The 24,463-nt window shown below is 51.4% G+C and carries 29 protein-coding genes and 1 tRNA gene; 8 read left to right on the top strand and 22 right to left on the bottom strand.

Going from position 1 to position 24,463, the window contains the following annotated elements; all coding sequences use genetic code 11:
• Positions 1-170: 170 nt before the first annotated feature.
• The 4 genes from PHV74_06665 to PHV74_06680 all read right to left on the bottom strand — a co-directional run bounded on the left by PHV74_06665 (position 171) and on the right by PHV74_06680 (position 3,542).
• On the bottom strand, positions 171-1,388 hold the full coding sequence (locus tag PHV74_06665) for a M48 family metallopeptidase (protein MDD5094042.1): 1,218 nt from the start codon (positions 1,386-1,388) through the stop codon (positions 171-173).
• Between the two features lie 49 nt (positions 1,389-1,437).
• Positions 1,438-2,001, bottom strand: coding sequence for a LemA family protein (locus PHV74_06670; GenBank protein ID MDD5094043.1), 564 nt, complete (start codon positions 1,999-2,001; stop codon positions 1,438-1,440).
• 12 nt (positions 2,002-2,013) lie between these two features.
• A complete protein-coding gene (locus tag PHV74_06675) occupies positions 2,014-2,445 on the bottom strand; it encodes a zf-TFIIB domain-containing protein (protein ID MDD5094044.1) in 432 nt (143 codons plus the stop codon).
• 134 nt (positions 2,446-2,579) lie between these two features.
• Positions 2,580-3,542 carry a zinc metalloprotease HtpX gene (locus tag PHV74_06680; protein ID MDD5094045.1) on the bottom strand — a complete coding sequence of 321 codons (963 nt, stop codon included), beginning with the start codon at positions 3,540-3,542 and terminating at the stop codon, positions 2,580-2,582.
• Positions 3,543-3,710: 168 nt separating this feature from the next.
• Here PHV74_06680 and PHV74_06685 point away from each other — a divergent pair, with 168 nt between their 5' ends.
• The 3 genes from PHV74_06685 (at position 3,711) to PHV74_06695 (ending at position 5,493) form a co-directional block, all read left to right on the top strand.
• Positions 3,711-4,637 carry a tyrosine-type recombinase/integrase gene (locus tag PHV74_06685; protein ID MDD5094046.1) on the top strand — a complete coding sequence of 309 codons (927 nt, stop codon included), beginning with the start codon at positions 3,711-3,713 and terminating at the stop codon, positions 4,635-4,637.
• 94 nt (positions 4,638-4,731) lie between these two features.
• Positions 4,732-4,917, top strand: coding sequence for a hypothetical protein (locus tag PHV74_06690; GenBank protein ID MDD5094047.1), 186 nt, complete (start codon positions 4,732-4,734; stop codon positions 4,915-4,917).
• 321 nt (positions 4,918-5,238) lie between these two features.
• Positions 5,239-5,493, top strand: coding sequence for a hypothetical protein (locus PHV74_06695; GenBank protein ID MDD5094048.1), 255 nt, complete (start codon positions 5,239-5,241; stop codon positions 5,491-5,493).
• Positions 5,494-5,497: 4 nt separating this feature from the next.
• Here PHV74_06695 and PHV74_06700 read toward each other — a convergent pair whose 3' ends face one another.
• The 10 genes from PHV74_06700 to PHV74_06745 form a co-directional block, all read right to left on the bottom strand.
• On the bottom strand, positions 5,498-9,700 hold the full coding sequence (locus PHV74_06700; GenBank protein ID MDD5094049.1) for a hypothetical protein: 4,203 nt from the start codon (positions 9,698-9,700) through the stop codon (positions 5,498-5,500).
• A 201-nt stretch (positions 9,701-9,901) separates the two neighbouring features.
• Positions 9,902-10,039, bottom strand: a complete 138-nt coding sequence (locus PHV74_06705) for a hypothetical protein (GenBank protein ID MDD5094050.1) — start codon at positions 10,037-10,039, stop codon at positions 9,902-9,904.
• An 84-nt stretch (positions 10,040-10,123) separates the two neighbouring features.
• Positions 10,124-11,839 (bottom strand): hypothetical protein, encoded by a 1,716-nt coding sequence (locus PHV74_06710; protein ID MDD5094051.1) that lies wholly within the window; start codon positions 11,837-11,839, stop codon positions 10,124-10,126.
• Between the two features lie 3 nt (positions 11,840-11,842).
• Positions 11,843-12,049 (bottom strand): hypothetical protein, encoded by a 207-nt coding sequence (locus tag PHV74_06715; GenBank protein ID MDD5094052.1) that lies wholly within the window; start codon positions 12,047-12,049, stop codon positions 11,843-11,845.
• Positions 12,046-13,119: a hypothetical protein gene (locus PHV74_06720; protein MDD5094053.1), complete on the bottom strand. Its 1,074-nt coding sequence runs from the start codon at positions 13,117-13,119 to the stop codon at positions 12,046-12,048. Before PHV74_06720 ends, PHV74_06715 begins: the two co-directional genes overlap by 4 nt.
• Positions 13,112-13,549: a hypothetical protein gene (locus PHV74_06725; GenBank protein MDD5094054.1), complete on the bottom strand. Its 438-nt coding sequence runs from the start codon at positions 13,547-13,549 to the stop codon at positions 13,112-13,114. The genes PHV74_06720 and PHV74_06725 overlap by 8 nt, the downstream gene beginning before the upstream one ends.
• Positions 13,550-13,557: 8 nt before the next feature.
• Positions 13,558-14,175 (bottom strand): hypothetical protein, encoded by a 618-nt coding sequence (locus PHV74_06730; protein ID MDD5094055.1) that lies wholly within the window; start codon positions 14,173-14,175, stop codon positions 13,558-13,560.
• A gap of 9 nt (positions 14,176-14,184) precedes the next feature.
• Complete coding sequence (locus PHV74_06735; protein MDD5094056.1) at positions 14,185-14,664, bottom strand: hypothetical protein; 480 nt, start codon at positions 14,662-14,664, stop codon at positions 14,185-14,187.
• A gap of 22 nt (positions 14,665-14,686) precedes the next feature.
• A complete protein-coding gene (locus PHV74_06740) occupies positions 14,687-15,178 on the bottom strand; it encodes a hypothetical protein (protein ID MDD5094057.1) in 492 nt (163 codons plus the stop codon).
• Between the two features lie 70 nt (positions 15,179-15,248).
• A complete protein-coding gene (locus PHV74_06745) occupies positions 15,249-15,689 on the bottom strand; it encodes a hypothetical protein (GenBank protein MDD5094058.1) in 441 nt (146 codons plus the stop codon).
• A gap of 119 nt (positions 15,690-15,808) precedes the next feature.
• Between PHV74_06745 and PHV74_06750 the strand changes: the two genes are divergently transcribed.
• From PHV74_06750 to PHV74_06770, 5 genes are all read left to right on the top strand, one after another.
• Positions 15,809-16,105 carry a hypothetical protein gene (locus PHV74_06750; protein MDD5094059.1) on the top strand — a complete coding sequence of 99 codons (297 nt, stop codon included), beginning with the start codon at positions 15,809-15,811 and terminating at the stop codon, positions 16,103-16,105.
• Entirely contained in the window at positions 16,075-17,079 is a 1,005-nt protein-coding gene (locus PHV74_06755; protein ID MDD5094060.1) for a hypothetical protein, read from the top strand. Before PHV74_06750 ends, PHV74_06755 begins: the two co-directional genes overlap by 31 nt.
• Entirely contained in the window at positions 17,072-18,850 is a 1,779-nt protein-coding gene (locus PHV74_06760; GenBank protein MDD5094061.1) for a hypothetical protein, read from the top strand. Before PHV74_06755 ends, PHV74_06760 begins: the two co-directional genes overlap by 8 nt.
• Positions 18,851-19,255: a hypothetical protein gene (locus tag PHV74_06765; GenBank protein MDD5094062.1), complete on the top strand. Its 405-nt coding sequence runs from the start codon at positions 18,851-18,853 to the stop codon at positions 19,253-19,255.
• Positions 19,256-19,330 (top strand) — tRNA-Met (locus PHV74_06770). It begins immediately after the preceding gene.
• Positions 19,331-19,572: 242 nt separating this feature from the next.
• Here PHV74_06770 and PHV74_06775 read toward each other — a convergent pair.
• Genes PHV74_06775 through PHV74_06810 form a run of 8 tightly spaced genes read right to left on the bottom strand, consistent with a single transcriptional unit; the run spans position 19,573 to position 24,182 of the window.
• The gene (locus PHV74_06775; protein ID MDD5094063.1) at positions 19,573-20,523 is read right to left on the bottom strand and encodes a glycosyltransferase; all 951 of its coding nucleotides are present in this window, start codon (positions 20,521-20,523) and stop codon (positions 19,573-19,575) included.
• Positions 20,520-20,852, bottom strand: coding sequence for a hypothetical protein (locus tag PHV74_06780; GenBank protein MDD5094064.1), 333 nt, complete (start codon positions 20,850-20,852; stop codon positions 20,520-20,522). The genes PHV74_06775 and PHV74_06780 overlap by 4 nt, the downstream gene beginning before the upstream one ends.
• Positions 20,849-22,435 (bottom strand): hypothetical protein, encoded by a 1,587-nt coding sequence (locus PHV74_06785; GenBank protein MDD5094065.1) that lies wholly within the window; start codon positions 22,433-22,435, stop codon positions 20,849-20,851. Before PHV74_06785 ends, PHV74_06780 begins: the two co-directional genes overlap by 4 nt.
• Position 22,436: 1 nt before the next feature.
• Positions 22,437-22,685: a hypothetical protein gene (locus tag PHV74_06790; protein ID MDD5094066.1), complete on the bottom strand. Its 249-nt coding sequence runs from the start codon at positions 22,683-22,685 to the stop codon at positions 22,437-22,439.
• Complete coding sequence (locus PHV74_06795; GenBank protein ID MDD5094067.1) at positions 22,685-22,873, bottom strand: hypothetical protein; 189 nt, start codon at positions 22,871-22,873, stop codon at positions 22,685-22,687. Before PHV74_06795 ends, PHV74_06790 begins: the two co-directional genes overlap by 1 nt.
• A complete protein-coding gene (locus tag PHV74_06800) occupies positions 22,870-23,682 on the bottom strand; it encodes a DUF5131 family protein (protein MDD5094068.1) in 813 nt (270 codons plus the stop codon). Before PHV74_06800 ends, PHV74_06795 begins: the two co-directional genes overlap by 4 nt.
• Positions 23,682-23,987 (bottom strand): acetyltransferase, encoded by a 306-nt coding sequence (locus PHV74_06805; protein ID MDD5094069.1) that lies wholly within the window; start codon positions 23,985-23,987, stop codon positions 23,682-23,684. Before PHV74_06805 ends, PHV74_06800 begins: the two co-directional genes overlap by 1 nt.
• A 30-nt stretch (positions 23,988-24,017) precedes the next feature.
• The gene (locus PHV74_06810; GenBank protein ID MDD5094070.1) at positions 24,018-24,182 is read right to left on the bottom strand and encodes a hypothetical protein; all 165 of its coding nucleotides are present in this window, start codon (positions 24,180-24,182) and stop codon (positions 24,018-24,020) included.
• Positions 24,183-24,463: the final 281 nt, after the last annotated feature.

The raw sequence follows: 24,463 nt of genomic DNA on the forward strand, positions 1-24,463 counted from the left end.
GTGCTCAAACCCTCAAAACCGAGGGCTTAACCTATGAGAATGTCACTTGAAAGTCAAAACGTCGGTTTCAAAAACCGTGTCAACTTCTTTCAGGGTATTCTTAACCCCTATTCTTAAACGGCCTCAACACTGATAACTCATCGCTATAGAGGCGAACACCCTGCTGTTGACTACTCAATAGGGTGAACCCTGCCGCAGTGGGGGCATTTCAGTTGAGAGTGCTTGAACTTAGGCGGCACTTTCAGTTTGGTGCCGCACTCGCAGTTGATCGTTCGATAGTTGTTCTGCTTCCACATCAGGTCTGAGACCTCACGGGTGCGCTCCGCTCTTGAGGGTTCCGGCTCCTGCACTGTAGTATCTGCAGAAGCTGCGCGAATTCCCATCGCGCCGAAGCCTGCCACAGTGGCGGGCTTCATGATCGGCCCACCGCCTTTGTGGTTATTCTCGTAGGACTTCTGGTAGTCGACCAGTGACGCACCTCCTCCCATGGCTCGGAGGATGCGTATGCGTTCCGAGATAGGGGGATGAGTGCTGCTGAGATCGCTGGCGGCTTGTCCCTTTTTGCGGAAGGGGTTGCTGATGTACATCGGTGCCAAGGCTTGATTGGCCGATTGCATTTGCACTGTTGAGTTGCCCAGCTTCTCCAGGGCGGAGGCCAGCCCTTCCGGATATCGGGTATATTGCGCCGATGAGGCATCGGCAAGGTATTCCCGTTTTCGGGAGATAGCGAAATAGATCAGCCGTGCGAAAATCGGCGCCAATATCATCAGCAGAATTCCGATTAGAAGGAAAATGATTTGTGCTCCGCCTCCACCGCCACCTGAATTTCTCCTGCCGCCGGTCATGCTGCTCCAGAAAAGCATGTGAGTCATATACCAGGAGATCATCACAATAGCACCCAGAAGGACGCCACACAAGGTCATCAACAGCACGTCGCGGTTCTTAATGTGGGCCATCTCGTGGCCGACGACACCTTGAAGTTCATCGCGGTTGAGCTTCTGCAGTAATCCTGAGGTCACGGCAATGGATGCCCTTGACGGGTCTCGTCCTGTAGCAAACGCGTTCATCGCCGGGTCATCGATGATGTAAACTGAAGGCATGTATTCCAAGCCTGAGGCAATCTTCATCTCCTCGACGATGTTGTAGAGGCGCGGGTGATCGTCTCGCTCGATCTTTTTTGCCTTGGACATCGCCAGGAAGATGTTGTCCCCCTGGAAGTAGGCCACTGCCGTCATAATCCCCCATATGAAGAGGGCCATCACCAGCCCGGCAGCGGCGCTGCCAAAGAACGCCAATCCGATGAAAAAGCCGAACACCAGGAAGAGGATCGCCATGCTGGATACCAGCAGTATCGACTTGATCTGGTTGTCTCTGATCTGTTCCCACATATTCGTAGTGTAATACCCCTCCCTTGAGGGGAGAGTCTGCAACTATTAACTAACTGAAGCTTACCTTTGGCACTTCCCTCTCGGCCGGAGACTCAGTTTGGAAGAATTCTCCTTGCTTGAAACCAAACGTGCCGGCAATGATGTTGGAGGGAAACATCTGGATTTTGTTATTGAAGCCCAGCACAGAATCGTTGTAAAACTGGCGGGAGAAGGCAATCTTGTTTTCTGTAGAGGTCAATTCTTCTTGGAGGGCAAGGAAATTCTGGTTGGCTTTCAGGTCGGGGTAGGCCTCAGCGACGGCCAGCAGTCGGGATAGAACACCGCTCAATTCCCCTTCGGCCTTGGCTTGGGCCGCGACCCCTTTGCCAACAGCAGCCTGTGCCATATTGCGCGCGTTGGTCACCGCTTCAAATGTTCCCCGTTCGTGGGACGCATAACCCTTGACGGTTTCCACCAGATTGGGAATGAGGTCGTGCCGTCGCTTGAGTTGGACATCGATTTGCGCCCAGGCATTTTTCACCTGGTTGCGCAACCTCACCAGACCGTTATACATGACGATCAAGAAGAGACCGATAAGCACTACAAGACCGATGACGATACCGACTGCAAGCATATTAAAGCCTCCTTATGGATTGGGGTCCATCCCGTGATTGAATACCTCTCCCAGGAAGTTGATCACTCGTTCTTGGGACTGGGGTTTGGTCGATGGGTTATCGGGTAGCTGTGTGATGAGCTGGCCCACCTCTCCTTTATCAAACCATAACCCGTCTCCCCGTGGGCAGACATCAATGAGCACCTCCGGTGCATGCCCCAGCGTTGCCTTTTTCATTTTCTTGGCGCAGATCGGGCACTGCCGTTTTTTCTCCGTCGACTTTGTCTCAGGGGTACTCAGAATGCTGTCCAGTGATAGACTCGACTGTTCCAACTGCATGGTCTCGATCAAGACCTCCAGTTCCCCTGCGTCGAACCAGACCCCGGCGCACTCCACACAATAGTCAAGCTCGATACGATTGTGCTCAACCACGATCATCAAATTTTTGCACGCGGGGCATCTCATTTATGAATAGAGCCTCCGGGAAGCATTGCTCAAAGTCTAAGGGAAGAACATAAGCATGTCAAGAGGGGAAAATACCGCAGAATCCCCTGTTCTACGAGATTCTCCCCATAAGACCAACACAGTTCTATAGGTGGCTAAGCAAGGGTTGAAAGGTGCTGGACTCGTTTGAGCATGTTGGGATGGGTGCTCATCGCTTCCATAATCTTATCGCCAGTGCTGATCTTCACCTTCATGGATCGGAGGGTCATCAGCTCGCTTGGATCGATGGTGCCGTTCTTATCAAAGTCGATCTGCGCCAGCTCATTGACCTCATTCCAGGCTCTTGAAGGATCGTTTACAAAAAATGCCTTGACGCCTTCAGCCTGTTTAAGTTCCTGTTTGCCTTTGAATTTGGCGTTTCCGTAAGCCAGCTTATAGAGGGCAGTTGCCAGATGATGGGGTCTGTTTCCCAGCTGAACACTTCCCTCGTCGGCATAGTATTCCCGGATACGAGAGCCATAGAGGACAAGGAGATTGCTCACAAAGTACATCACCAGAGCGCCAAGGCCAATCACCAGCGTATAGCCTCCGTTTCTGCGGTCGCCAAACATTCCGCGGAACAAGAAGTTCCAGGCAATCCAGTAGAGGATCATCGGAACGACGGACAGAATGGTCATCACCGCCATATCACGGTGCTTTATATGGGACATCTCGTGTCCCAGAACAGCCCGGAGTTCATCCTTGTTCAGGAGATTCAGAATTCCTCTCGTCACGCATATCCGGCCATCTTTTTGCGTTCTGCCGAAGGCAAAGGCATTGGGAAGATTTATTTCGGAGATGCCCACTTTCGGCTTGGGGAGATTGGCCTGCTGCGCCAGTTCGGCCACCATGCGATGCAATTCGGGGGCCTCGCTCTCCGATACCCACTTCACTTTCATCGACCATGCTACTAAAGCAGGGCCAATCATGTATTGGAGCAGCGTCATGAAAAACGCCAGCCCGATATAGAATCCCATTCCACCCGCTCCGAGCGCCGTGCCGATACCGATGAACACGCCGTAAAGGATGGCAAACAGCAGCACCACCAGCAGATACATTCTAATTCTCAGCCAGAACATAAGTCTTACTCCTTGTCCCTTAAGTCACCTTAGACTCCACACGACCCACATATATTATACTCCATTTTGAGAAAAGTGAAGTCTGATAATCGATGGAGGCGACGGGCGGATTCGAACCGCCGAATAGAGGTTTTGCAGACCCCACAGCCTCAATACCTAATAGTCTTAGTGATTGATAGTCCTAATATCCTATACAGAGACGATATCAATGAAGCTATTATACCTAGTGTGGGAGCTAAAAGGCAATCAAACGTAGAGGATATCACTATGCTCATTGAACAGTGGAAGACTGCTAAGTTGTCTGAGGGTGTGCTTCCTGAAACGATTCGTAAATACGAGCCCGTACTGCGATGGTTTATCGACTACCTGCAGGCTAACAATAAAACTAAACCCACAAGACAGGACGTGGAAGGGTTTTTATCATCACTCCGCCAACGCCAACCGTCGTTATCGGATTACCGGATCAGAAATTATTGGGTTAGCCTTAGCTCATTTTATACTTGGGCTGAGTCAGCAGGATTACTCAAGTCCAATCCAATGAATGGAGTAAAGGCTCCTAAACTACCCAAAAATGCTATTGAAATCTACACATCTGAAGAGATCGAGAGGCTGCTCAAAGCATGTGCCAACGCTCGCGATAGGATGTTGATAACGATGTATCTTAATACTGGAGCTAGGGCCACTGAACTATTAGAAGCGAACATTGATGAACGGTGCTTGGCCCATCATGCGATAAAACTCCAAGGTAAAGGAAATAAAGAACGCATTATCCCTTTTAACGGGGAATGCACGATGGCGCTAACTAATTATTTCGCGCATGGTCCCCATGAGCCCATCGGTTATCAAGGATGCCTTCACATGCTTTATCGAACGTTTGATGCAGCGGGTGTGCGGAGAAGGAGTAAATGTATCCATTGCTTTCGCCACACCTTCGCGTGTAATTATCTACTCAAAGGGGGCAGCCCTTTAGCCTTGATGCATATTCTCGGTCATAGTTCCTTAACAATGGTGAACCGATATAGTCAATGGGTTGCTCAGATCGTAGCTACCAATGATTACCGCAAGACCTTTGACAGACCAAATGTAAATATTTGAGAGGGGGCCTGGGGCGAGAGTTGGGAACTAATACCGTGGTAATCAGCACGGCAGAAGACACCGGGAAACTCGCCCTGGTCGGATGAGAGAAGAGATGGAAACCAAGAAATATATACCCCTGAGTTTTGAGGAGAGGGCGGTTTATGGCCATTGCCGCACCTGTGGTGCCGCTCCAAGACAAAAATGTGATCCTGATGCGCTTGCTAAGTATTGGGGAGGTGTTCACTTGACCAGATGGGTAGAGTCTCCTACATACAAGATCGTTGTCAATGAGAGGTGATACTATCATGGGTATACAAGATCGGACCTATTATGGAGACGATCATCCCGCATGTTGCACCTGTGTAGCCTGTGAGAGGATGAAACATAAGTTCCTCAGTTGCCCGAGGTGTGGGCAGAAGATGTTGAGATGGCATGTTGAAGTGAAACTTTACTATTGTATGTTTCCAAACTGCGGTAATACTTTGACGATGGCCGATCTGAAGAGAATTCAACTCTACGGCGTAGGCGTACCGATTCTCACATTACCGAAACCAGTTCTTCTGCGGGAGAATCGAGGACTTGTACGGAGATTACTCCATTTGTAAGGAGGTATTTTGGTATGGAAATAGGCATCATCATCAAAAGTATCGGAGCCGTCCTGTTTGCGATGTGGGCTTATCCCCGAGGGTGGTATGATTTTGTGTTGCCTAAGCGTTTGAAGAGCAAGAAGTGGAAGCAGGAGCATGAGACACAACAGATCATAGAAAAAGTCATGTCTCATGAGACGCAACGATTGATATCAGAATTCTTTGATGGCAAGCAACAAGCACCTGAGCAACTTGCGGATGAACATCGTCAAACAACCCAACCATAACGATCTATCTTCTCATCGTTTCCCTCTCGTGGCGTTTTCCCTCCCGCCGACTGATCGTATAGTCATTTCCTGTAATCCGATTGAACGAAATCTTCCGCCGACCTCTGGAGCCAGTCAATGTAGCCCTCTGATTGCCAATCCTTACCACCACTTCTTTAGCCGGTTTACCCCGGCTGAACAGCGTGTCCTGCGGGCTCCCCTTGCCAGTGGATGCGTCTTCCGGTTTTTCGATAGTGATACGCACTTCTCCCCGGCCTCCCTTCTTGGTATCATCCGGACCTGGAGGCTTGGCGGTTATCCATGTGAACCCTTGTTTCCAGACATCCTCTCCGGGATTGTCAGGAACGCCCTTAGCTGATTCAATCTCAGCATCTGGTAACCGTGGTGAAGAGGGATGGGCAACGGTATCCGACGAGCGATCAGTTGATGTCCGATCTGGTTCGCGGGGTATCCTTCCCGGGCGGTCATCTGGTAGACGTTCAGTTGATGGCTCTGCCTCAGGTGCAGTATATGGGGTTGGCTCTGCGCTTGGTGTACTAGAAGATTTAGGTGATGTCCTTGGGTTCGGTTCGGGTGCAGGGGTGGGTGCAACCCTCAGAGCATTAGCAGGCTTTGGAGCAGTAACAAATCTGGATGCGGTACCCGTAGCATCTTGCGTCTGTTTCTCGATTGCCGCAATTGCGATTCTTGAGTTAGCGCGATCAATGAGTTCTTTGAATTCGCTTTGTATCTCCTTGTCTGTTCTGGATAATCTTGTCACTACAGCTTTTGCCGCGGTCGCCGGCTTGCCGATACGAGCAGTTTTCACTGTGGGATCAGCCGTATCAAATAGTCTCTGTAATTCTGCCAACCGTGCTTCACGCAGAGGGTCTTTGTCCAATACGGCTATCAAGGTCTGTTTCTTCTGCGCGGTCATCAACCGTTCCATTGCAGGGGTCATTGACTTGTCTTGGATAGCGGCAGAAAGACTGGTATTGGTGTACGGTGACGATTTGATTGTCTCAGTAGTCCGTGCTAACTCTTGGACTTGCGCTAAGTTTTGTCGTACGTATTCTGTTTGCTGTCTTACTAACTCGCTATCCTTTTTGTGGGTGCGATATTTGTCCAAATATACTTGCCAAGCATCATCGTCTCCGACCGTTGGTTTTGCTGGTTTGAAGGACTCCATTTCTTTGTCGATGTCATCCAAAATTCGTAATGTTTTAATTTCATTACCCACAGCTAGTGAGTCTTTCAGCCCAGTCAACAGTTTCACTGATGACGAAGGTAACTTATTGGCGGCGGTGAGTTGCGAGATGTAAGCTGGGCTAAGAAGCCTGTCCAGAGATAGTGCCTTAGTATACATATCAGCAGAGTCGACAACTATCAGTTCCGTTCCCTTGCCAAGCTTGCTGGCTTCATATATCGGATAAGTCCCCTTCTCTATCATCTCTGCGAACAATGACTGCATCTGATCTTTAAGGACAGTTGCCTTTTGTACCGTGGACTCCGGGGCCCCGGAGGTTTTTAGTGTGCTGATCACTTTGTTTGCTTTGGCTATCTCTTGTTGTAACTCTCCTACCTGGTCGACGTACTTTGGTATCTGCTTGACGGATTTCCCGGCACTCTCTACAAGGCCTTCGTATCTCATGGCTTCAAGTTTATTTATCTCACCCTGCAGCTCAGCTAAGGAGCGATCATTCAACCCTCTCCCATAAGTTCGGATAAATTCCTTCAAGTCAACCAACGTTGAATCGATTTTTGACACGTTGTACGTCAACGGCCTAACATATGCTTCATACGCTGCTCTGGTACTGTCAACAATATTGGCTGAAGCTGTTCTCATAGCCTCAATCACTCTGGGATCGTCTGCTACGATAGCTGGCCTTAGATATCCGCCGCTTATATTCGTTCTGATTATCGAAGGGGATTCACCATACCGGGCCAGCTCAGTGGTTGTGAATTCTCCAATCTTACCGGAAGTGGAGTATTTTTCGATCATGCTGTCATATCTACTTGCGGCCTTCGCCAATTCCACTTCAGACATCTGAGCCTTCAAAACGGCCTTATCATAATTGGATACGACCATCTTCACGTCGGATGTCGGAATATGCGCTAAAGCCCTCTCGGGTAATCCTAACTCTGCAGTTGAAAGCATCTTTGCCGATGGCTCCATTTCTGCAACACCAGCCTCTGGAATGACTCGGGATTGGGTAATGGAATCAATCAACTTAGAGCGGTCTCTATTTACGGCTGCTAAGTCTTGCATATACGTAGCTTGCGCTTTTGCCTGATCCTTGAATGCTATCGTCAGCTCTGTAGCGGCTTTTTCTCCGGATGTCGATTTCACAGCCTTACCTACAGTGTTGGCAAATTCCTCAGTATTTCGCGCTATGGCTGCCTCCATACTCGTCGTCTTTAATGCTGCTGAGCCTGCCTTTATTGCTGGACCTGCTATCAATGACAGATCACCTAGAATAGACACAATTGACCAACCAGACTTGACTCCTCTTTCCTTCACAGCTATGTAAGATCCAACTATCGGCACTAACGGCAATATCCCTTCAGTCACAGTGCCAACCGCAGCCTGTTTCCATGTTTTGGGGTTGTAGGCGCGGTTAACTATATTTTGCCACTGCTGCACCATTTCGGCCTGTTTCTCATCGGACAACTTGTCGAAGTTGACCGCTTGGCTGGGCTTCAGGTTTCGATCTAGCAGGAAGTCTACTTGGGCATCCTTGTCCATCTGCTCGAAATATGTCTTTGCTTCCGATGGCGACATATACGCAATAGCAAGCGCCTGGTCTTTACTGATATTCGGAAGCCTCGACCCCTCATCGAATTCCAGGGTTGCCGGCACTTCGGTATTGTATGCTTTTGTCAGCGTCTTTTGTTCTTTCTCCGACAACCCTTCGTAGTAAGCCCGGCTTACCCATTTATCCGGGGCGACTTCCACATTCTGGCGCTTGAATTCGGCCTCTGCCATCGTGTTTTCATACTGTTCACCTCCCAGTATGCTATTGACTCCGGCCATACCGGACTCTTTGAACGTCTTCTCCAGAGTAGCTTTGGCAACCCCGGAATTTTTTGCCATTGTGTCTACCCAGTCTTTCGGATACCACTCTTTGCTCTCGGGGTCCTGCACGTTATCTTTCACAAACTGTTCAGTGTCTTTGTAATCAGAGACATCGTATCCGGCATCCATGAACGTACTGACATGCACCCCATTCTTGACCGCCTGGAGGAATCCCCCCTCGTGCTCAATCTCACTGAGCGCCCTCTCCTGTTTCCTGGCGCTTGTCAGGGATTCTTCGCCAAATACCGTGCGGATATCATCATCAGAAGCCCCACCGCGGACAGCGGCCACCAAGTCATAAGTCGATTTTCCATCGGACTCACCTTTCACCCCGGATAGCTTTTCGATATTGGCCAGAGACGTCGTATAGTTCTGCTGCTCCGCTTTCGTTTCAGCGTTGAACTTCTCCACGCCGATCTCATTCAGCCGCTTCTGACTTTCCTGCGCTAACGACTCATAGAACGTCTTGTAAACGCGATCCTCTCCCGGCCCGACCTTGACAGTGTCCGCCTCAAACTTCTCCTGGCGGGCCTGCTGAAATTTATTGAAGTCCTCTATTCCTTGGCTCTTGATGATCAGCTTATCTTCAGCGGAAAGGTTATTGAACCACTGCTTTACAGATTGTCCGGAGTCGTCGGTCTTGTCCAGATCAAACCCTGCCTTCTTGATGGTGTCATCGGACACCCCGGAGGCCAGAGCTTTGATAGGATCGTTGCCGTATTTCTTCAGTTCGCTCTGCGCGGAGATCACTTCCGGGGACCGGCCGCCAAACTTCCATGACTCCCTGGTATCGAAGTTGACCTCCCCGGTAGACTTCAACAGCCCTTTATCCTTGAGCGTATCGATGTTGGGGGATATCCAGCCCTGAGAGAAGCGGTCCTTTACAATAGTCTCGGCGTTCTGTCCGGTGATGAATTCTACTTCGTCCGTGGTGGGATTGAAGACATACTGGCCGCTGGTAGGGGTTTGCCAAGCTTTGGACTGGTCAACTCCGCTGATCTGAGCTACGCCTGCGGCATCCATCGCCCCTGCCGCTTTGAGTTGATCGAAATTCGGTGACGTTTGTTTCCAGACGTCAGAAAGCCCGCTATATTCCTCTGGCGTGACATGTCGAATCTCACCGGTCCCTGGATTGATCACAAATTGCCCCATCGTCGTCCTCCTCAGTGCGAATAGGTAACATTGAAAGTACGAGCACCCCAATCAATTGAACGATCCCGATTCCGGCTAAGATCAGCCCCCACTCGTTATGAGGTGGGAGAAATACCTGCACGGTCAATCCAATGGCTAAGACGAGGGCAGCGCAAATGGAGGATGCTTGGAGATCCGGTGGCAGCGTGAAAAACCGGGTACTTACCCCAGAGGCTTTGATTGCATCCTCTCGACTTTCTTCCATAACACCGACCTCTTTCCCCGGATCACGTCGTACCAGGCCAGCACGATGATCCAGAGATTCAAAATGACGTACCAGGCTGACCGAAGAATACCCATACCGCTTCCCAAAGTTACCTATTTCGGGCACCGTACCAAGGCTAATTGAAGATCATCTGGTATCGTCGTATTCTTCTTCATACGCTACTGCCCCTCGGATAAGATGGCCCGCCAATCGAAGGTGGCCGTCGAAGCGCCGGGGTCCGCATCCACGCTGATGGTGAACTTCAGCCCGTCTCCGTCTGAGTCCTTGCTGCTGATCCATGCCTTCGTTGCGTTTCCCCATCCCGTACAGGTGATAGACACGCGAGCCGGTACTGCGGCCAAGCCATGCGCGACCTTGATTGTTGTGGTTGCGTTGGCTACGGTGGCTGTGCCGGAATTCTCGCTAGTGTACCCGAGGTTCCCCGAAACCGTCGTATGGGCTCCGACAGTCCAGATCGCAACGGTGTTTGTCGACAGGTAATTGCCTGATATCGTGTTGTAGTCCGTCGATCCATACTCTTGGATACCATAGTCCGCGGTGCTGTGGTTGTAGATGTCATTGCCGCACACGTCAGTATAAGTGGTGTTAACCAACACCACGCCGTTTCCAGTGTTGTCATGAATATGGCCTTGCGTCACCGAGTTACGCGAGCTTCCCAGAGTCACATCAGAGGCCATAAACTCAACTCCATTCGCGTTTCCGTATGATTCAAATGAGGTCAGCGAAACGTCGGTCACACTGTCGAACTCGATTCCATTGTTGGCATTATCATGAGCGATCACCCCAACGACATCTCCATACTTGGCCAGGCCAATCCGCAAACCGTAAACCGAATTGTCATATGTCGTGATACCGCTCAGATGGAAGTTGTATGCGTAGAGGTTAGGGCCATTGTCTGCCACAGAAACGCCAGTCCCGCTATTCCCGTAGGAGGTATGGTTGCTCACGTGTAAATCGTGTGACTGCTTGCCGGATCCCAGGTTGCTCCCAAAATACAAGCCATACCCTGTACCCCCCGTCCCATTGCCCCATGTTAAACACGCATTCACCCACAAGTCATGACTGCCATTGAAGAAGACGCCGCGATTCCTGCTGCCATGGGCGTTCACCTTCTCCATCCACACATAATTAGCACGGTACCCCATCAACCCTATGTCGCCGGCATCGACAATCTCGACTCCTCTAATCATGGCGTGGAAATTCGTTCCTGCCACCCCTCCATCCAATTGAATGCAATCGCTTGTATAGCCACTATCCTTGTTCCCATCCAAGACTCCACCCAGAATCTCGAAATCGTGGTCCGCGCTGTCTGCCGAGATCAACTCCGTATCTGCTGCCGCCACCAATCTCGCATCGGAGAGGTCAAGTATAGTATACGAATCCAGGTTGACAGGGCTCTCGATCAGCAGTTCCCCCACCACCTTGACCGATTCCTTCCAAGTTCTTCCGGCAGTCAGCGCGTTGATAGCAGCCAGAAGCTGCACATCATCGTCTATCCCATCACAGGAATAATCTGCCCGATCCTTAATAGCCTGCGGGGCATTTGCCCCAGCCACCACTTTGACCGCTCCCACGCCCGTAGGGGCAACAATTGATCCACCGGTCAAGGCTCCTGCAGCAGTCACCGTCGCGCCGGATACATCTCCCACTGTCGTGGAGTCTCCGTCCACAGTGGCATCGCCATCAACCTCCAGGTCCCCAGCTACGTCTAGGTTCCCGTCTTGATCCGCAAAAGCACTATATCCGTTATTACTGAGAGTGTTAAAGGCATCTCTGAGCGTGGCGTCAGTAGCCAAACTCGCAATAACAGGCATGATACACAAAAATAAGATTAACGATGCGATCACAAAGAGGAAACCAATTAACTGTTTCATCGATCACCTCCGAGCATTTACTCCATAAAAGAACATAGTCAGGCCAACTGCCAGATATGCCCACGCGAAATTCTCAGATACCGAAAACAACGATATCGCCAGAGCGGTGACGCTGACGCCGTTGATCATCAGTATCCACCAGGTGCGAACCCAGTAGGCGAGTCCGACCAGCGCCAGAAACATCATCACCTCCGGCACGGTCAACGTCATGTCAAAGCCCCCTCGAAATACTCCGGCATGAATAGCTTTACCGTGTCTACTTCCCGCGTGGCCACTTGCCCTTCATCGGCCGCTTTCAGGATAAGCTTCAATCCTGTTTTGATAGCCTGTTTGTCTACCTCTCTACCCTTCCGCTTGGCAAGGGCCACCTCTACAGCCAACGGCGCGAAGGTCAACACGCCATCCTCTATAGAGGCCCCGATCTCCGGCCCATTATCCCGAATGAATCGCATGGTCTGAGTGTTGTGAAGCGCAGTGATCGAGTCCTTGAATTCTCTGAGCCCCTTCTCACGCTCAAAAGCGGCCTTCTCCTCTTTCTTCATCACCTTCATCGTGTCCAGGTCCAGGATTTGCTCCCCACCGGTGATTGTTGTTTTCCGGGCAAAGGCGTAGGGATCCTGATGTTGGCCGGTGTGGAAGACGTCACGCAACCGATCGGCCTGATGGTACAATCTCCCCCATGTCATGCCAGGGCGTCCGGTGAAGTACCCACTCTGGTCTTTGATATTCAACGCTATGATGAACCCGCGATCGAGCCCATGATCCGTTCCCCATTCCGTGAACGAATAGTCTTGAGCGTAGATCAGAAGGTCTGTGTTAGCCATCACCGCTCTGGGCGGCAACTTGGACACCTGGGCATTCCACATGATCTTTTTGAGGTCTTTGCGCGTTTGACCGAACCAGTTGACCATCACGATTTGCGTGGTGCTCATTGCCCGGAGGCTGGTCATCCAGGTACTGATCTCGTCAATGCCGATGAACGCGGCATATAATTTCTCATCGAATTTCAGCAGGTCCTCTACATCAAGGGATCCTGGTCGCGCCGTGATCCCTCTCCGGTTCAGTCCGTCTTCTTTCATTGTCAGATTCGTATACGTCGGCAATCCCGCCGCGAGAGCGACGACTACATTACGCGCCAACCATAATGTTTTACCGCCGCCTTTTGGTCCGATCACGCCGATTGTCCAGTCCTCCGGTTGTTTACGCTTGCGGAATGGTAGATCTTCCCGGTCGGATTCGTCCGCTATCAGTTCGGCGATAGCCTTATTGAGTTCATCCACTTAACGTCTCCCGTTCACGCTCCTCGGATGATTTATGGCGGACCTTTACATCGGCGTCTTTTTTCTCCTTGTCCTTATCCTTCGGCTTTCCGACGAGCTTATCGCCGGCCGCTGTAGGCAATGCCTTCGGGGCGATGATATTAGTCAACGCCATAAGCGCATACGCCAGCGCCATACCGTCTTCGGCTTTTGATCCGGCGATGGTATTCACCACGTATCCCAGGATACGTGTGTGTACGGTGCCATCCTTCTTGGTAGCTATCGTCAAGATATCGACAATCAGCGCCATTTGCGCGCGGGGCAGATTGGCTTTCACCACGATATTGGCGATCTCGTGTTCCGGATCGCTGGATACCTTCAGGAATTCCTTGGCGTTGTTTCCTCCGCCAAGGGGTGTGGTAAAACCCAGATCGAAAGGATCATTTCCCATAACAGCTCCTATTTGATGGGCTTTAGCGGCACATCAGGTGTCGGTGTTGGGATGGTCAAGTCGGGCTTCATGGGCTGGGTTACACCTGGGACCGTATCTGTATTCCCGTCCGTTGTATCACCGCTATTGCCAAACAGCACCGCCACGATGACAATGAGCGCCATCACGAGGACTACAAATGCCAGCACATATCCGGTCATACTCCCCCATTTGGCCCATGGGTTCGGCCGATTCGTCTGCCGGCGCAGCAACTCAACCTCTGTGATATTTTTGGAGAGTGTTTCCGCCATCCCATAGAGCCGGGTGGAGGTAATCTCGTATTCACTCGGTTTAGGCGTTATTAACGGCTCAATATACTGCAACGGTCCGTTTTTGACGGCTACATAAACCATGTTGTCGCCACTCATCTTGATATAGTCTTCCTCATTCCCCGCGACGATTTTTGCCACTTCTCTGATGACCCACGGGTGATGATCCTCAATAACTCCGTCTTTGGTGATGAAGAATACGCATTTAGGGAGAAATGACAAATTGATACTGTATTCCGGAGATGGCTGGGGTTCTTCCGGTGAGAAGGTTATCAACTCAGGGAGATTATCCTGTTTTTTCCAAAATTTCAATCTCATCGTTTCTTCCTACACCAAAGACCCCGAAATTTTGTCCCAATTGGCGATGGCCATAATGACAACGATCAGACCGATAATGGACCCGAGAATCATCAATACCGGCAAAAGTCCCTCGTAGGTCTTTTGCTTCTCGATTTGCTTGTCGGCATTACTCAAACCATCATCGAGAGCGTTGCTCATGATGATGTCATCCTGGGTGACGTCTGACTCCCATGTATTGGTGTTGAAATTCCACGGCTGCGCGCTCAGCTCGAAAATGAGGCCCACTTGGCCTTTGGTCTTTACCCGCCCGCTACTATCGCGTATGATGTACCGGCGCATGCCTCCGGTCATACAGAAATACCCCAGTAGATTGTCAGGGTCGAGAAAGAAGGCCCCGGTGGAATCCAGGGCCTTCTTCGTGAACCTTCGATCTTCCCCGGCAATGAACTGGATTACCTTTGGCTTAGAGTCCGCTGTAGACTCCCAGAACTTCCAATTCCAATTCATAAATTGCCTCTGAGGGATTCGACTACATCTTCTTGCTGACGCCGAATCCGAGTAGCCCAATAGCTCCCATTGCGCCGAGGACAACAAACATAGGAACCATCGACGCGATGGAACTGAACCCAGGGAAGGTGTAACCGCGCAGTGTGTCTGACAGATCAACGATCGTGGGCATAAACACGCTGATGATCACAGCCCCAATACTGGATGCAATGACTGCGCCAATACTGGTCATCTTCGTCCGGCCCGTATAGGTCAGATAGGACAGCAGGATACCCATGATCAGGATCGACAGGAGCATCATCAGTGGGAACAAGCCGAGCATGCTTTCGGCGCCAGGGAAGTTGGACCAGGTGATGGTGTTATCGGTCAAGAGTGTATCCATCTGTGAAGCCACCAGGCCAACCATAATCAGGGTAATCATGGTGGTTACCGCCATCATCACTATTGCCTGGGTCATTCCCTTGGCGGACCCTCCCATTGCACCTTCCTCATCTCCTCCTTTTCGTACAGCCATCTTTCCCTCCTTTTAAGAATTTTCTATAGACAAGCTGGCTGTGTTTTAACAGGCCAGCATCGACCCTGAGTTAACCGAACTTGTTTTTACCCCAGACAAAGAGCCCGGCGATCGCTCCGAATACCCCCACCAGAAGTAATATTGTGGGAATGCTGTTGATCCATCCGAAGAGATTGAAAGTGTCCGGGGCTTCTTTGATGTACCCGATGGTGAGATATCGGGTGTCGCTTTCGGCTAACCCGCCGATGATAACGACTTTGGTTGAGTCAGTGTACGACACAACAATTGGAGAATCTAACTCATTATTTGAGGAAATACTGATGTCTTCGATATTATTCGGCTCGTGGTTATAAGTGAGGGCGCAGGATTCTGTCGTTTCAGCGGCTTCGGTGCTGGAGTCGAAAACTTCGGAATAGCTCTCCCTCTGCACATCCAGGACCACAGGGACCAGCATGTAGGTAACCAGCATGATCAAGATGATGATTCCCAAAACCGCTTCAACTATTCTCATACGCGCTCTCCTTTGATCCCTTGACTCGAAGCTAACATAACCCATACAATATTTTGTATATTGCTGTCTGTAATATACAAAATATTGACTTGGCCCCCTATAATAAGAGATGAGGTTGGATGAACAGGATTAAAGGTGAACAAGGACGGCCATACTCCATAGCGATTCTCGATGATGAGGAATCACGAGTTGACATCATTGAGGAGTTCTATAGTGTCATCGATAGACTGTCGCATCGAGAGAAGACAGCCTTAGCTAGAGCCCTATACAGGCAACCAAGAACCGTAGTGATAGCTTGGACATATCGAACACGATTTCCCGGGATAGAAGTGGCAAAGCGTGTGATAGAATGGGACAAAAAGGGCAGACCGTTGACTACTCGCAAATGTCGCACCTCTTACATCGATGCGGTGTAGCGGCTCTTCTCGTTCTGCTATTCTGGGCAGTCTTTCCCTCCGCCGTTTTCGCCGACCCCGCCACTCCCGATAATCTCCAAATCCGAGACGTCAAGGTATTCCGTCATCTCATAGAAGAGGATGATTTCCTGGCGGTAGTTGCCTTCGATATCGGCTACGATGCCTCTCCTCCGTCAGAACCGGCCAACACCTACTTCCTATTCCGGTTTGTGGATAGCGACGGCAACGACATCGGCCAGCAAGTTCCTTACTCCTATGGCTTCAATGGTTATTACTACGGGATCACGGCCTTCTACTTCTCCGCCGATAATGTGCCGGCATGGGACGCAGCTCACCAGGTCAAACTGGAGGGCAACCCCACTCAATGGACTACCTTGCCGACGCCTTCTATCTGGACCATCGGAAGCAGCGACTATTCGGCCGGGACGGACCAATTGGAGAACCGGGCAGAACTGGAGACGTGGCTGGTTACGGCAATCCTGGACCTGGAAGTCGACTGGGGAGTGCCGGCAGCGTTGCTGGCAACCACCACGGGAGGATTGGTACTGACGGCAGAAGGCCAATACTACATGGTGGGAGCCATCCCCGGTCTGAGCTATTTTGCCCCGGATATCTTCATGTTGAACAGTGCCACCATTGGGTATCCGGACGACACCGAATGGAGCGACAGGGCCACCGACGTTGAGGCTTCCTACGCGGACACTCCGATTGAGACGCTCAAGAATACCTTAGGAGACATGTTAGGCGGCATCAACCCCGTGGTGGCCACTACGCTACTGGTGATGGTCGGCATTCTGGTATTGATGGGGCTGGCATTCTTCAAATGGCAATCGACGGAGGCGTCGTATGCGGTTATCCCCGTGGCCCTTCTGTATGCTGCAAAGATCACGTTTTTGCCTTGGGCTCTATTCGGGCTCTTCGCGTTCGTTGCTGTCCTCTACATCGGTTGGATGCTATTAGGGAAGTATGGGTAAAGATATGAGAAAATTGGCTCTTGCTTTGCTTTTGGTAGTGATGGCGCTCATCGCCACGTCGAGTTTGGCGCTCACGGGATACTCGTATTACATCCCGGTGAGCATTCACAACACGGACACCGTGGCCCATACCACCCGGATCACCACCACCATCAACGCCGATGCCCTGATCGATGGCGGTTACATCCAGGAGGATGGGGAGGATATCCAGCTTACCAGCGGCGCCACCACGCAAAGCATCACTGCCACCCAGTTGGACGGCACGGCGGCCAAGTGGTACACCGACTATGCCACGCTGGCACCCGGAGCATCCACCACCCGAAATATCTGGCTCGGGGATCCGGACGCGGTCCGCGACCAGGCGTGGGTGGGCATGGAAGGGGATGCCAACACCGTGGCCGATGCCGACAGCCTGGACATCACCTCGAATTTGACCTTGCAGGCGGATGTCAACCTTCCGGCGCTACCATCTACAGAGAAGACCATCATCAGCAAGGATGGGGCATATGAACTGACGGTGGATGACGAGAATATCATATTAACCTTAGGTATTACTGCCGGTCAAACCGCTCAGAGTGCCCATGAACCATTGTATAGCGGAGGGGCTACTCGGGCAGGGGAACGGTTGGCAACTCTTTTCCAGTCGAGTGGAACCACTATCAGTTCTATCCAATTCTACCTGTGTAAATCTGTCTCTCCAACGGGGACATTGAGTGTTACTGTACGCGACTCTGCAACAGATGCGCTGATAGGCACCCTGGGAACAAAAGATGTTTCCACGTTGTCAGCATACCCTACGTTTACGTGGTACACGTTCAACTCTCCGGTAACCACATCCGTATCGGATGTGCGAATCATGTGTGAGTATTCGGGGGGTAATGGTAGCAACACTCTAATGGTGGGGTATAAGACTTCAGAGGCTTTCAGTAATGGAGTGAAGACAATCTATACTTCAGGTGGTTCCTACGCAGATTCGTCTGGCCTGGACATAACATTCGGTAATCTAACCTATCAGTCTACCGTATCTACGTCCGCGACCTCTATGTCCCTCTCAACATGGCACACGATCACAGGAACGTATAATGGCTCTCAGATGGCTATCGGTATCGATAGCGAGACTCCTGTGACTCAAGCAACCTCGGGAAATATCATCGCTACGGCTACCAATGTCCATATCGGAGAACTCACCGCCAAGTTGGACTCGGTGAAAATCGGTAGCACTTCAATCGCCACCCCCACATGGGTGCTCAACCTGGAATTCGAGCCCGACGAAGTCTCCTCCACCACCATTACGGATCTGTCGGCCAGCGGAAATGATGTCACGTACAACATGGTGGCGATGGACCCCGATATCGACGTGACCATCGGCAAGCTCACCCCCGTATTGACAGCGATCTACGCCGTGCCATCTTCGGGAGAAACTGCCAGCGGTGTTCCGGTGACCTTCCCGGACGAGTCGGATGGCTTCTTTAATGATCTGGGGGACTATGACGGTTTCCCTGGCTCCGGCTTCATTAACGGTATGCTCGATGACGCGGAGATCCCCCGGAGCGCGTTCTGGTTGTGTCTCTTCCTGGCCCTGATCGTGGGCGGCAGTTATTTCCTTTTCGACAAGACCCGCGATGTTCTGGCGGTTGCCATCGTCACAGTTTCGGTCCTGGTACTCCAGATAGCGACTGGTATGGGCATTGGAATCATCGATCTGTTGATGCTGGCCATCTTTTACGTTGCCCTCTATATGAGGCGAGAAATCCGCACCGGAGGGTTGTAGGTGATATCTCCCAAACTGATGATGTTCTTTGCGCTGCTGCTGGTGATGGGGCAAATTATCTCTATGGGGTGCTCCGGCACCTACACGTCCGATGATCAGTGGGATGATATCAGCAACGATCTGACCGGATTCTCAGCGGCGAATATTTCCGGCCTTTCGGCCATCCCAGTGGCGTTTTCCGGGTTCATCACTCACGGCCTGCCGCGCATGCTGTCGTGGAATTACGCCTTTTTACAGAGCGATATCGAAGGTCTGAATGTCCTGCTGATGATTCTCAGGACGATATTGATCATTGTGGTATCCTGCGGCATGATCTGGGGAATTGTCAGCCAATTCCAGAGCTACATGATCCCGGCGCTCATCGGGTCCGGCATCCTCTGGGGAATCGGGAGTCTTCTGAGTTGACGCGGGGAGGACAAACGGCTAAGTCGCGGCTCTCATAAAGCCGAGGACCGGGTTCAATTCCCGGCCCCGCTACCAAGTGAAACCAATCGATTCAATCTTTGAATGTCCACAGTGCATTCAAAAGAAAATTGTACGTGACGACAACTCCAGTCGTCAAAATGACTGACTCCATATACCAAAGTCCAGCCCACTCAGTAAAAGCATAGGTGATACCCCATCCCAATACCGATCCCGAGCCACCGACTATGCAGTATCTCAAGAATTTTCGTATGGTAAGATTATGACTTTTTAGCTTGATTGCTTTCATCGCATCTAATCTAATCTAAGATCATCCACACAAAAGAACCTACAGCGGCCGCCACCAGGAACGGCATGATCACCCTGATCCCCTTATGAGATGGGATGATCACCAGGCGGAACAGATCTCCGGGAACCCACAGATACCGCCGATGCTTCCAGAGGCACAAGATAATTCCGCCGGCCCACCGGCGTCGCTGCGTGATCATGTCGGACGCTCGGATCGGCCGTTGCTCAAAGGCTATGGCGTCCGGCTCGTACTCCACGACGTAGCCCAATCTACGAATCGATATGGCCAGATCGAAATCCTCCGCGCTCTGTGTCTCATCGAGAACTAATAGATCCCGGCGAAACGCCCCGATCTCCCCGTAGATAGTGGCGCAGGAGTCCAAAACCGACTCTCCGAGCATTTCGATGTGATCCTCGAAGGAATGGAGTTCCCTCCACAACGGATTCCCCTTCTCATCCAAACGTACCAAACGCCCGGATACGGCGCCAACCCTGCTGTACTTGAAATGATCCGCCAGACGCCGTATCGCCTGGCGATTGAAGTAGCAGTTGGCATCCGTGACAATGAGGATGTCACCGCGACACTCTTGTACGGCACAGTTAATGGCCGATCCCTTGCCGCGGCGTTCAGCCTGGCTCAGCAGTGCGATGAGTCCGTCTTGATGGAAGTCCTCGACCTGCAACACCGTTCCATCGGTTGAGGCCGAGTCCACCATAACAATCTCGAAACGATCCCACGGATAGTCCTGCTCCAAAAGGTTCCTGAGGCTGTCCCGGATCGTGGTCGCTTCATTGTACGTCGGCACGATGACCGAGACACAGGGAATATACGGTACAGCATCGCATTCATCTTGAGGGACCGCCCGGCTCCAAGTGTGCATCACCAGCATCAGGCACGGATATCCGACCACGTGCCACAAAATCAATCCGATAGCCCCGATGCAGACGGCTTCGGCGATCATATTACTCCCTCAATTGCATATATCAGGAAAAGGACTGGGTAAACAGCCAAAAATGGTGCAGGGCCGACTCGATTGAAGTATTCATGTGTCAGCCAAATACAGAGCCCAATCCATGACAACAGGAACCATATTGGGATGAGACTTAAAACACGGCAAGCGTCTGATGAAAAGATGCCAGCATCGATGCCCTCCTCAATCTCATTTACACAGAAGTCCATCAAGGGATTAAGTAGAACGATCCCAAAAAACATCAACATGAATAGCCATGCCACCCCCAGAGCTTTCAGAATGAATGTCCCCATTTTCTTTAGGCAGGTAAGTGCTTTCATAACACTCCGACCAGGTGAACAATCACCAATCTCTTGTTTCCTGATCCGTCGCGGAATACGGCCTCTAGCGACCCCGCGTTGGCCAACTCACCATCCCTGAACTGGCGCATAACGGACGCCCGCCAAACGGCTTCGCGCTCCTTGTCTGTCCAATCTTTCCGATCGAAGGCCACATCCATGATCATGTCTCGCTTCTTCTCGTCGCTCTCGTACTCTGAGAGGATGAAATAGTCAGTGCCCAAGAATCGCATGACTTCGGCGACTTCTTCCGGATCATCCGTCATATACGCCCGGCAAATCATAGTATCCACGTCGCTTGATAAAAACTGCGGGTAATCCCCGGTCCAGCATCCGACTCTCACTGGCCATCGCTCCCCGATATCGAGAATCTTGTTTCCCTTGTCGTAGAATTCCAGAACTTTGGCACTGGTCGGCGTCTCTTCTCTCAGAAACTCCATCGCGCCCATATATCGAGGGCTTAACCCCTCGATATCACCCGCGGTGATGAGCCAGCCCCCCAGACCACTCATCACAATCAGTCCGCCGATCATGACGGTATGAAAGCGATGATTGTAACGAATATCTAAATCGGTTTTCGAGAGCCATATTCCCGCCAGTATACCGATCGCAGGGAAAGCAACATTAATGCAACGCACGGCCATGAAGCTGGCGGCAAATAGAGTCAAGAACCATGCCAGTATCACTAAGTCCGCCCGTGTCCGCCTACGTATGACAATAACTATTCCCATGATGGCGAAGGGAAGCGCCGGATACCATCCAAATAGGAGGTCGCCCAGAGATATCGGCTGAAGTTCGCTGACCGGGAAGTAGTCTTGCGTCCCCTCGAAACCATTGAACGGGTTGGGCATCCATGGCCGGTCCCAGTCGTGCAGATCGAAGATAAGTATAAGAATGCCACTCACAACCATGAATGCTGCTAGTGAAGTGAGCACCCCCCGGTTATCCCTGAGCCAAACCTTTACCGGTGTTTTTAGCGGCATCATCATGGACTCAAACACACCAAAAACCGCCAGCATGAGAAGCCACCTCCCGGCATAGCACCATTCTAGGAAAATGAGATGGCCGATAAGGGCCACGTAAATGCCCACCAGGGCGAATTGCCACCACCGTCGAACGTAGCGGGCCCCCAAATAGGCGGTCATGACGCCAACTACTACCAGGAGGGCGGTCAGGCCATCCCTATCAATATACTTGGCCTCAGTAAAATAGACACTCTGCCGGATCACTGTCCAGGCGGCCACCGACCAGAGCGCCACATGTGATCCGAACATCTTGTAGGCCAGATAAAAGAGGCAAGAAGCAGTAGCCAGATAGATCAAAATGGGCAAGACGTAGATCGAGACATCTAAGGGGAGCACCTTGTCCATCTGAACCAATGGCCACACCATCCCGGTATGGAGATAGTCGACGTGCTCACCGTTGATAGCCTGAGTTGCTAGGTAGTGAAACCAGTAGCTGTCAGCGCCGAGGAGAGGAGGGTTATTGAGTAGCAGAAATATACAACGCAGAATTATCCCGAAGCCCATAATTCCTGTGAGTACAAAGCTCTGTCGTTTGCTCATCCTATGCAAATACCTCCATCTGTGTCAAAACGTCTGCCTTTTGGCGCTTGATGTACTCTATCCAATGGTGACGCGCGTCAGCTATGCTCATCTCCGGCAATAACACACTTACCCATAAAGCAAAACTACAACTCTGTGCGAAAGCGTCATCCATCTCGTCGGCTGAATAGAGGATTACCACCGCAGCCAGACGTTCCAATTGGTCTGGGTAGTTACAAAATGCTTCCGCCATCTCCTGCCGCGTCAACACTATTCACTCCTTTCTTGGGGCCACCCATAGCAATACCACATACCCGCCACAAATGCAGGCCCCGTTATGCCACAGAATAGAGCCATTGCCAGGCGAACATCCGAGGCTTCCATCAGCGCATTCCGCTTGACGCCCTTTTTGAATGGAGCTTTGCAGATCACCTTGCAAGGCTGCCCATGCCAGATCATCTCATCCCCTCCGGCAACCACCTGAGCCTCAGGTCGTCTGGCCACTCGGTCATGTCGTGGGAAATTGACGTTCGACCGGGAAACAGGTTCGACCAAGACAATTCCATCCCCTTGATCCACAGCGGCACGCCCGCCGCCGCGCACTGGTCTCTGATGCTCCTTATCCAGTCCAGATTGCACGACCTTCTCTTCGGGCCTGTCTCGCAGCCAGCTATGACCCAATTGAGGCTAGAAAACTCACACTCGTAATTATCGTTGTGGGGTTCTCGTTTCCGGCATAGTGGATCGAGATAGTGAGTAATGTCCATCTCTGACAGCATCGGCTCGATGCTCACCGCCAACTTGAACGGCGAGCACTTCAAGAGTTCAGTTATCCGCTTGTCGGCCATCTCCTGATTCTCAGCAGTGGTCATCAGGATCACGTTTGGTAGATAATCACCACCGCCCAAATACCAAAGCCCCTCATCTCCGTAAAGTACTGGGTCGATTCTCTCCGGCCGCTTGGTGCAAATAATGAAGGTGTGTTGCGGACACGCCTGCATCACTTCGAAAGCCTGAGTGATTTGGTAAGCGGATATCTCCTCATGGAACAAATCGCTCCAGATCGCCCAGATGGTCGGCTTCTTAACCTTCAAAGGAATCTCCAGCCGATCCGCGCGAAATGTCACCGGACCCTCTCGGTGAAAACGCTTATTCATCGCCTGGAGCCAGCAGTTGTCACACCCAGGGGACACCCGGGTGCATCCCTCAACCAGTGACCATGCCCGATTCCACCACTTGCCAGCGTTAATCTGTTTTTCGGTTAACATCACCATTCTCCAAGGTCATCACCGGCCGTCCCGGGTTGCGCTTGGCGGAGCTGCGGAAACTCCCAGGAGTGGATTGGCGCGGCCATTGATCGATCCGCCACCATTCTGGCGATATCCTCCGTCGTTGGTGTGAGACGGAAAACGGCATTGGCCCCAAAATACTGGGTGATGAGTCCACCGTTCCCGTCCGGAATGTCGATTCGGCCCATCGTGCCGCCAAATCGTTGCTCCTCTGTGACCTTTCCCCCGAGTCGGATATGCCCCATCAACTCGAGGATAGCCCAGTGTTCGAATACTTCTGACATTCAACCCTCCACTTCTCAAATTTACTGGGATTAGGTAACGATGTCGCAGGCCCTCAGAAATCCGGAGACAACCCCGATAACATAGATCGCCATCAGGCAGACGCTCACCATAATCACTTTCCACAGACAGAGATCGGCAATGCATACACCGACTATAAGTGCGGGGATGACCAGGCTGGCTGTTATGAGTCTCACTTTTCACCTCCGTGTTCTCAAAGTTACGCAGAAGCGGCAACGAAGTTCATGCTGCCGTCAACTCCAGTTGAAATTGATCAGTCATATCTATGTGCGTGTCTATCTGTAGGCCCTCCGGTTTTACATTGGCCTTACTGCTTGCATTTGGTTGATTTCAGTAGCCAAGTCAATGAGTTCAAAATCGTGATGGAGTTCTAGAGGTTTTCCGCGTAAACCACTTCGCTCAAAACTATTGGTTGATTCTGTCGATATCTTGAAGAAGAGTTTGCTTCGTCGGCTGA

It is taken from the genome of Dehalococcoidia bacterium, assembly GCA_028711995.1.
Lineage (GTDB): Bacteria > Chloroflexota > Dehalococcoidia > SZUA-161 > SpSt-899 > JAQTRE01.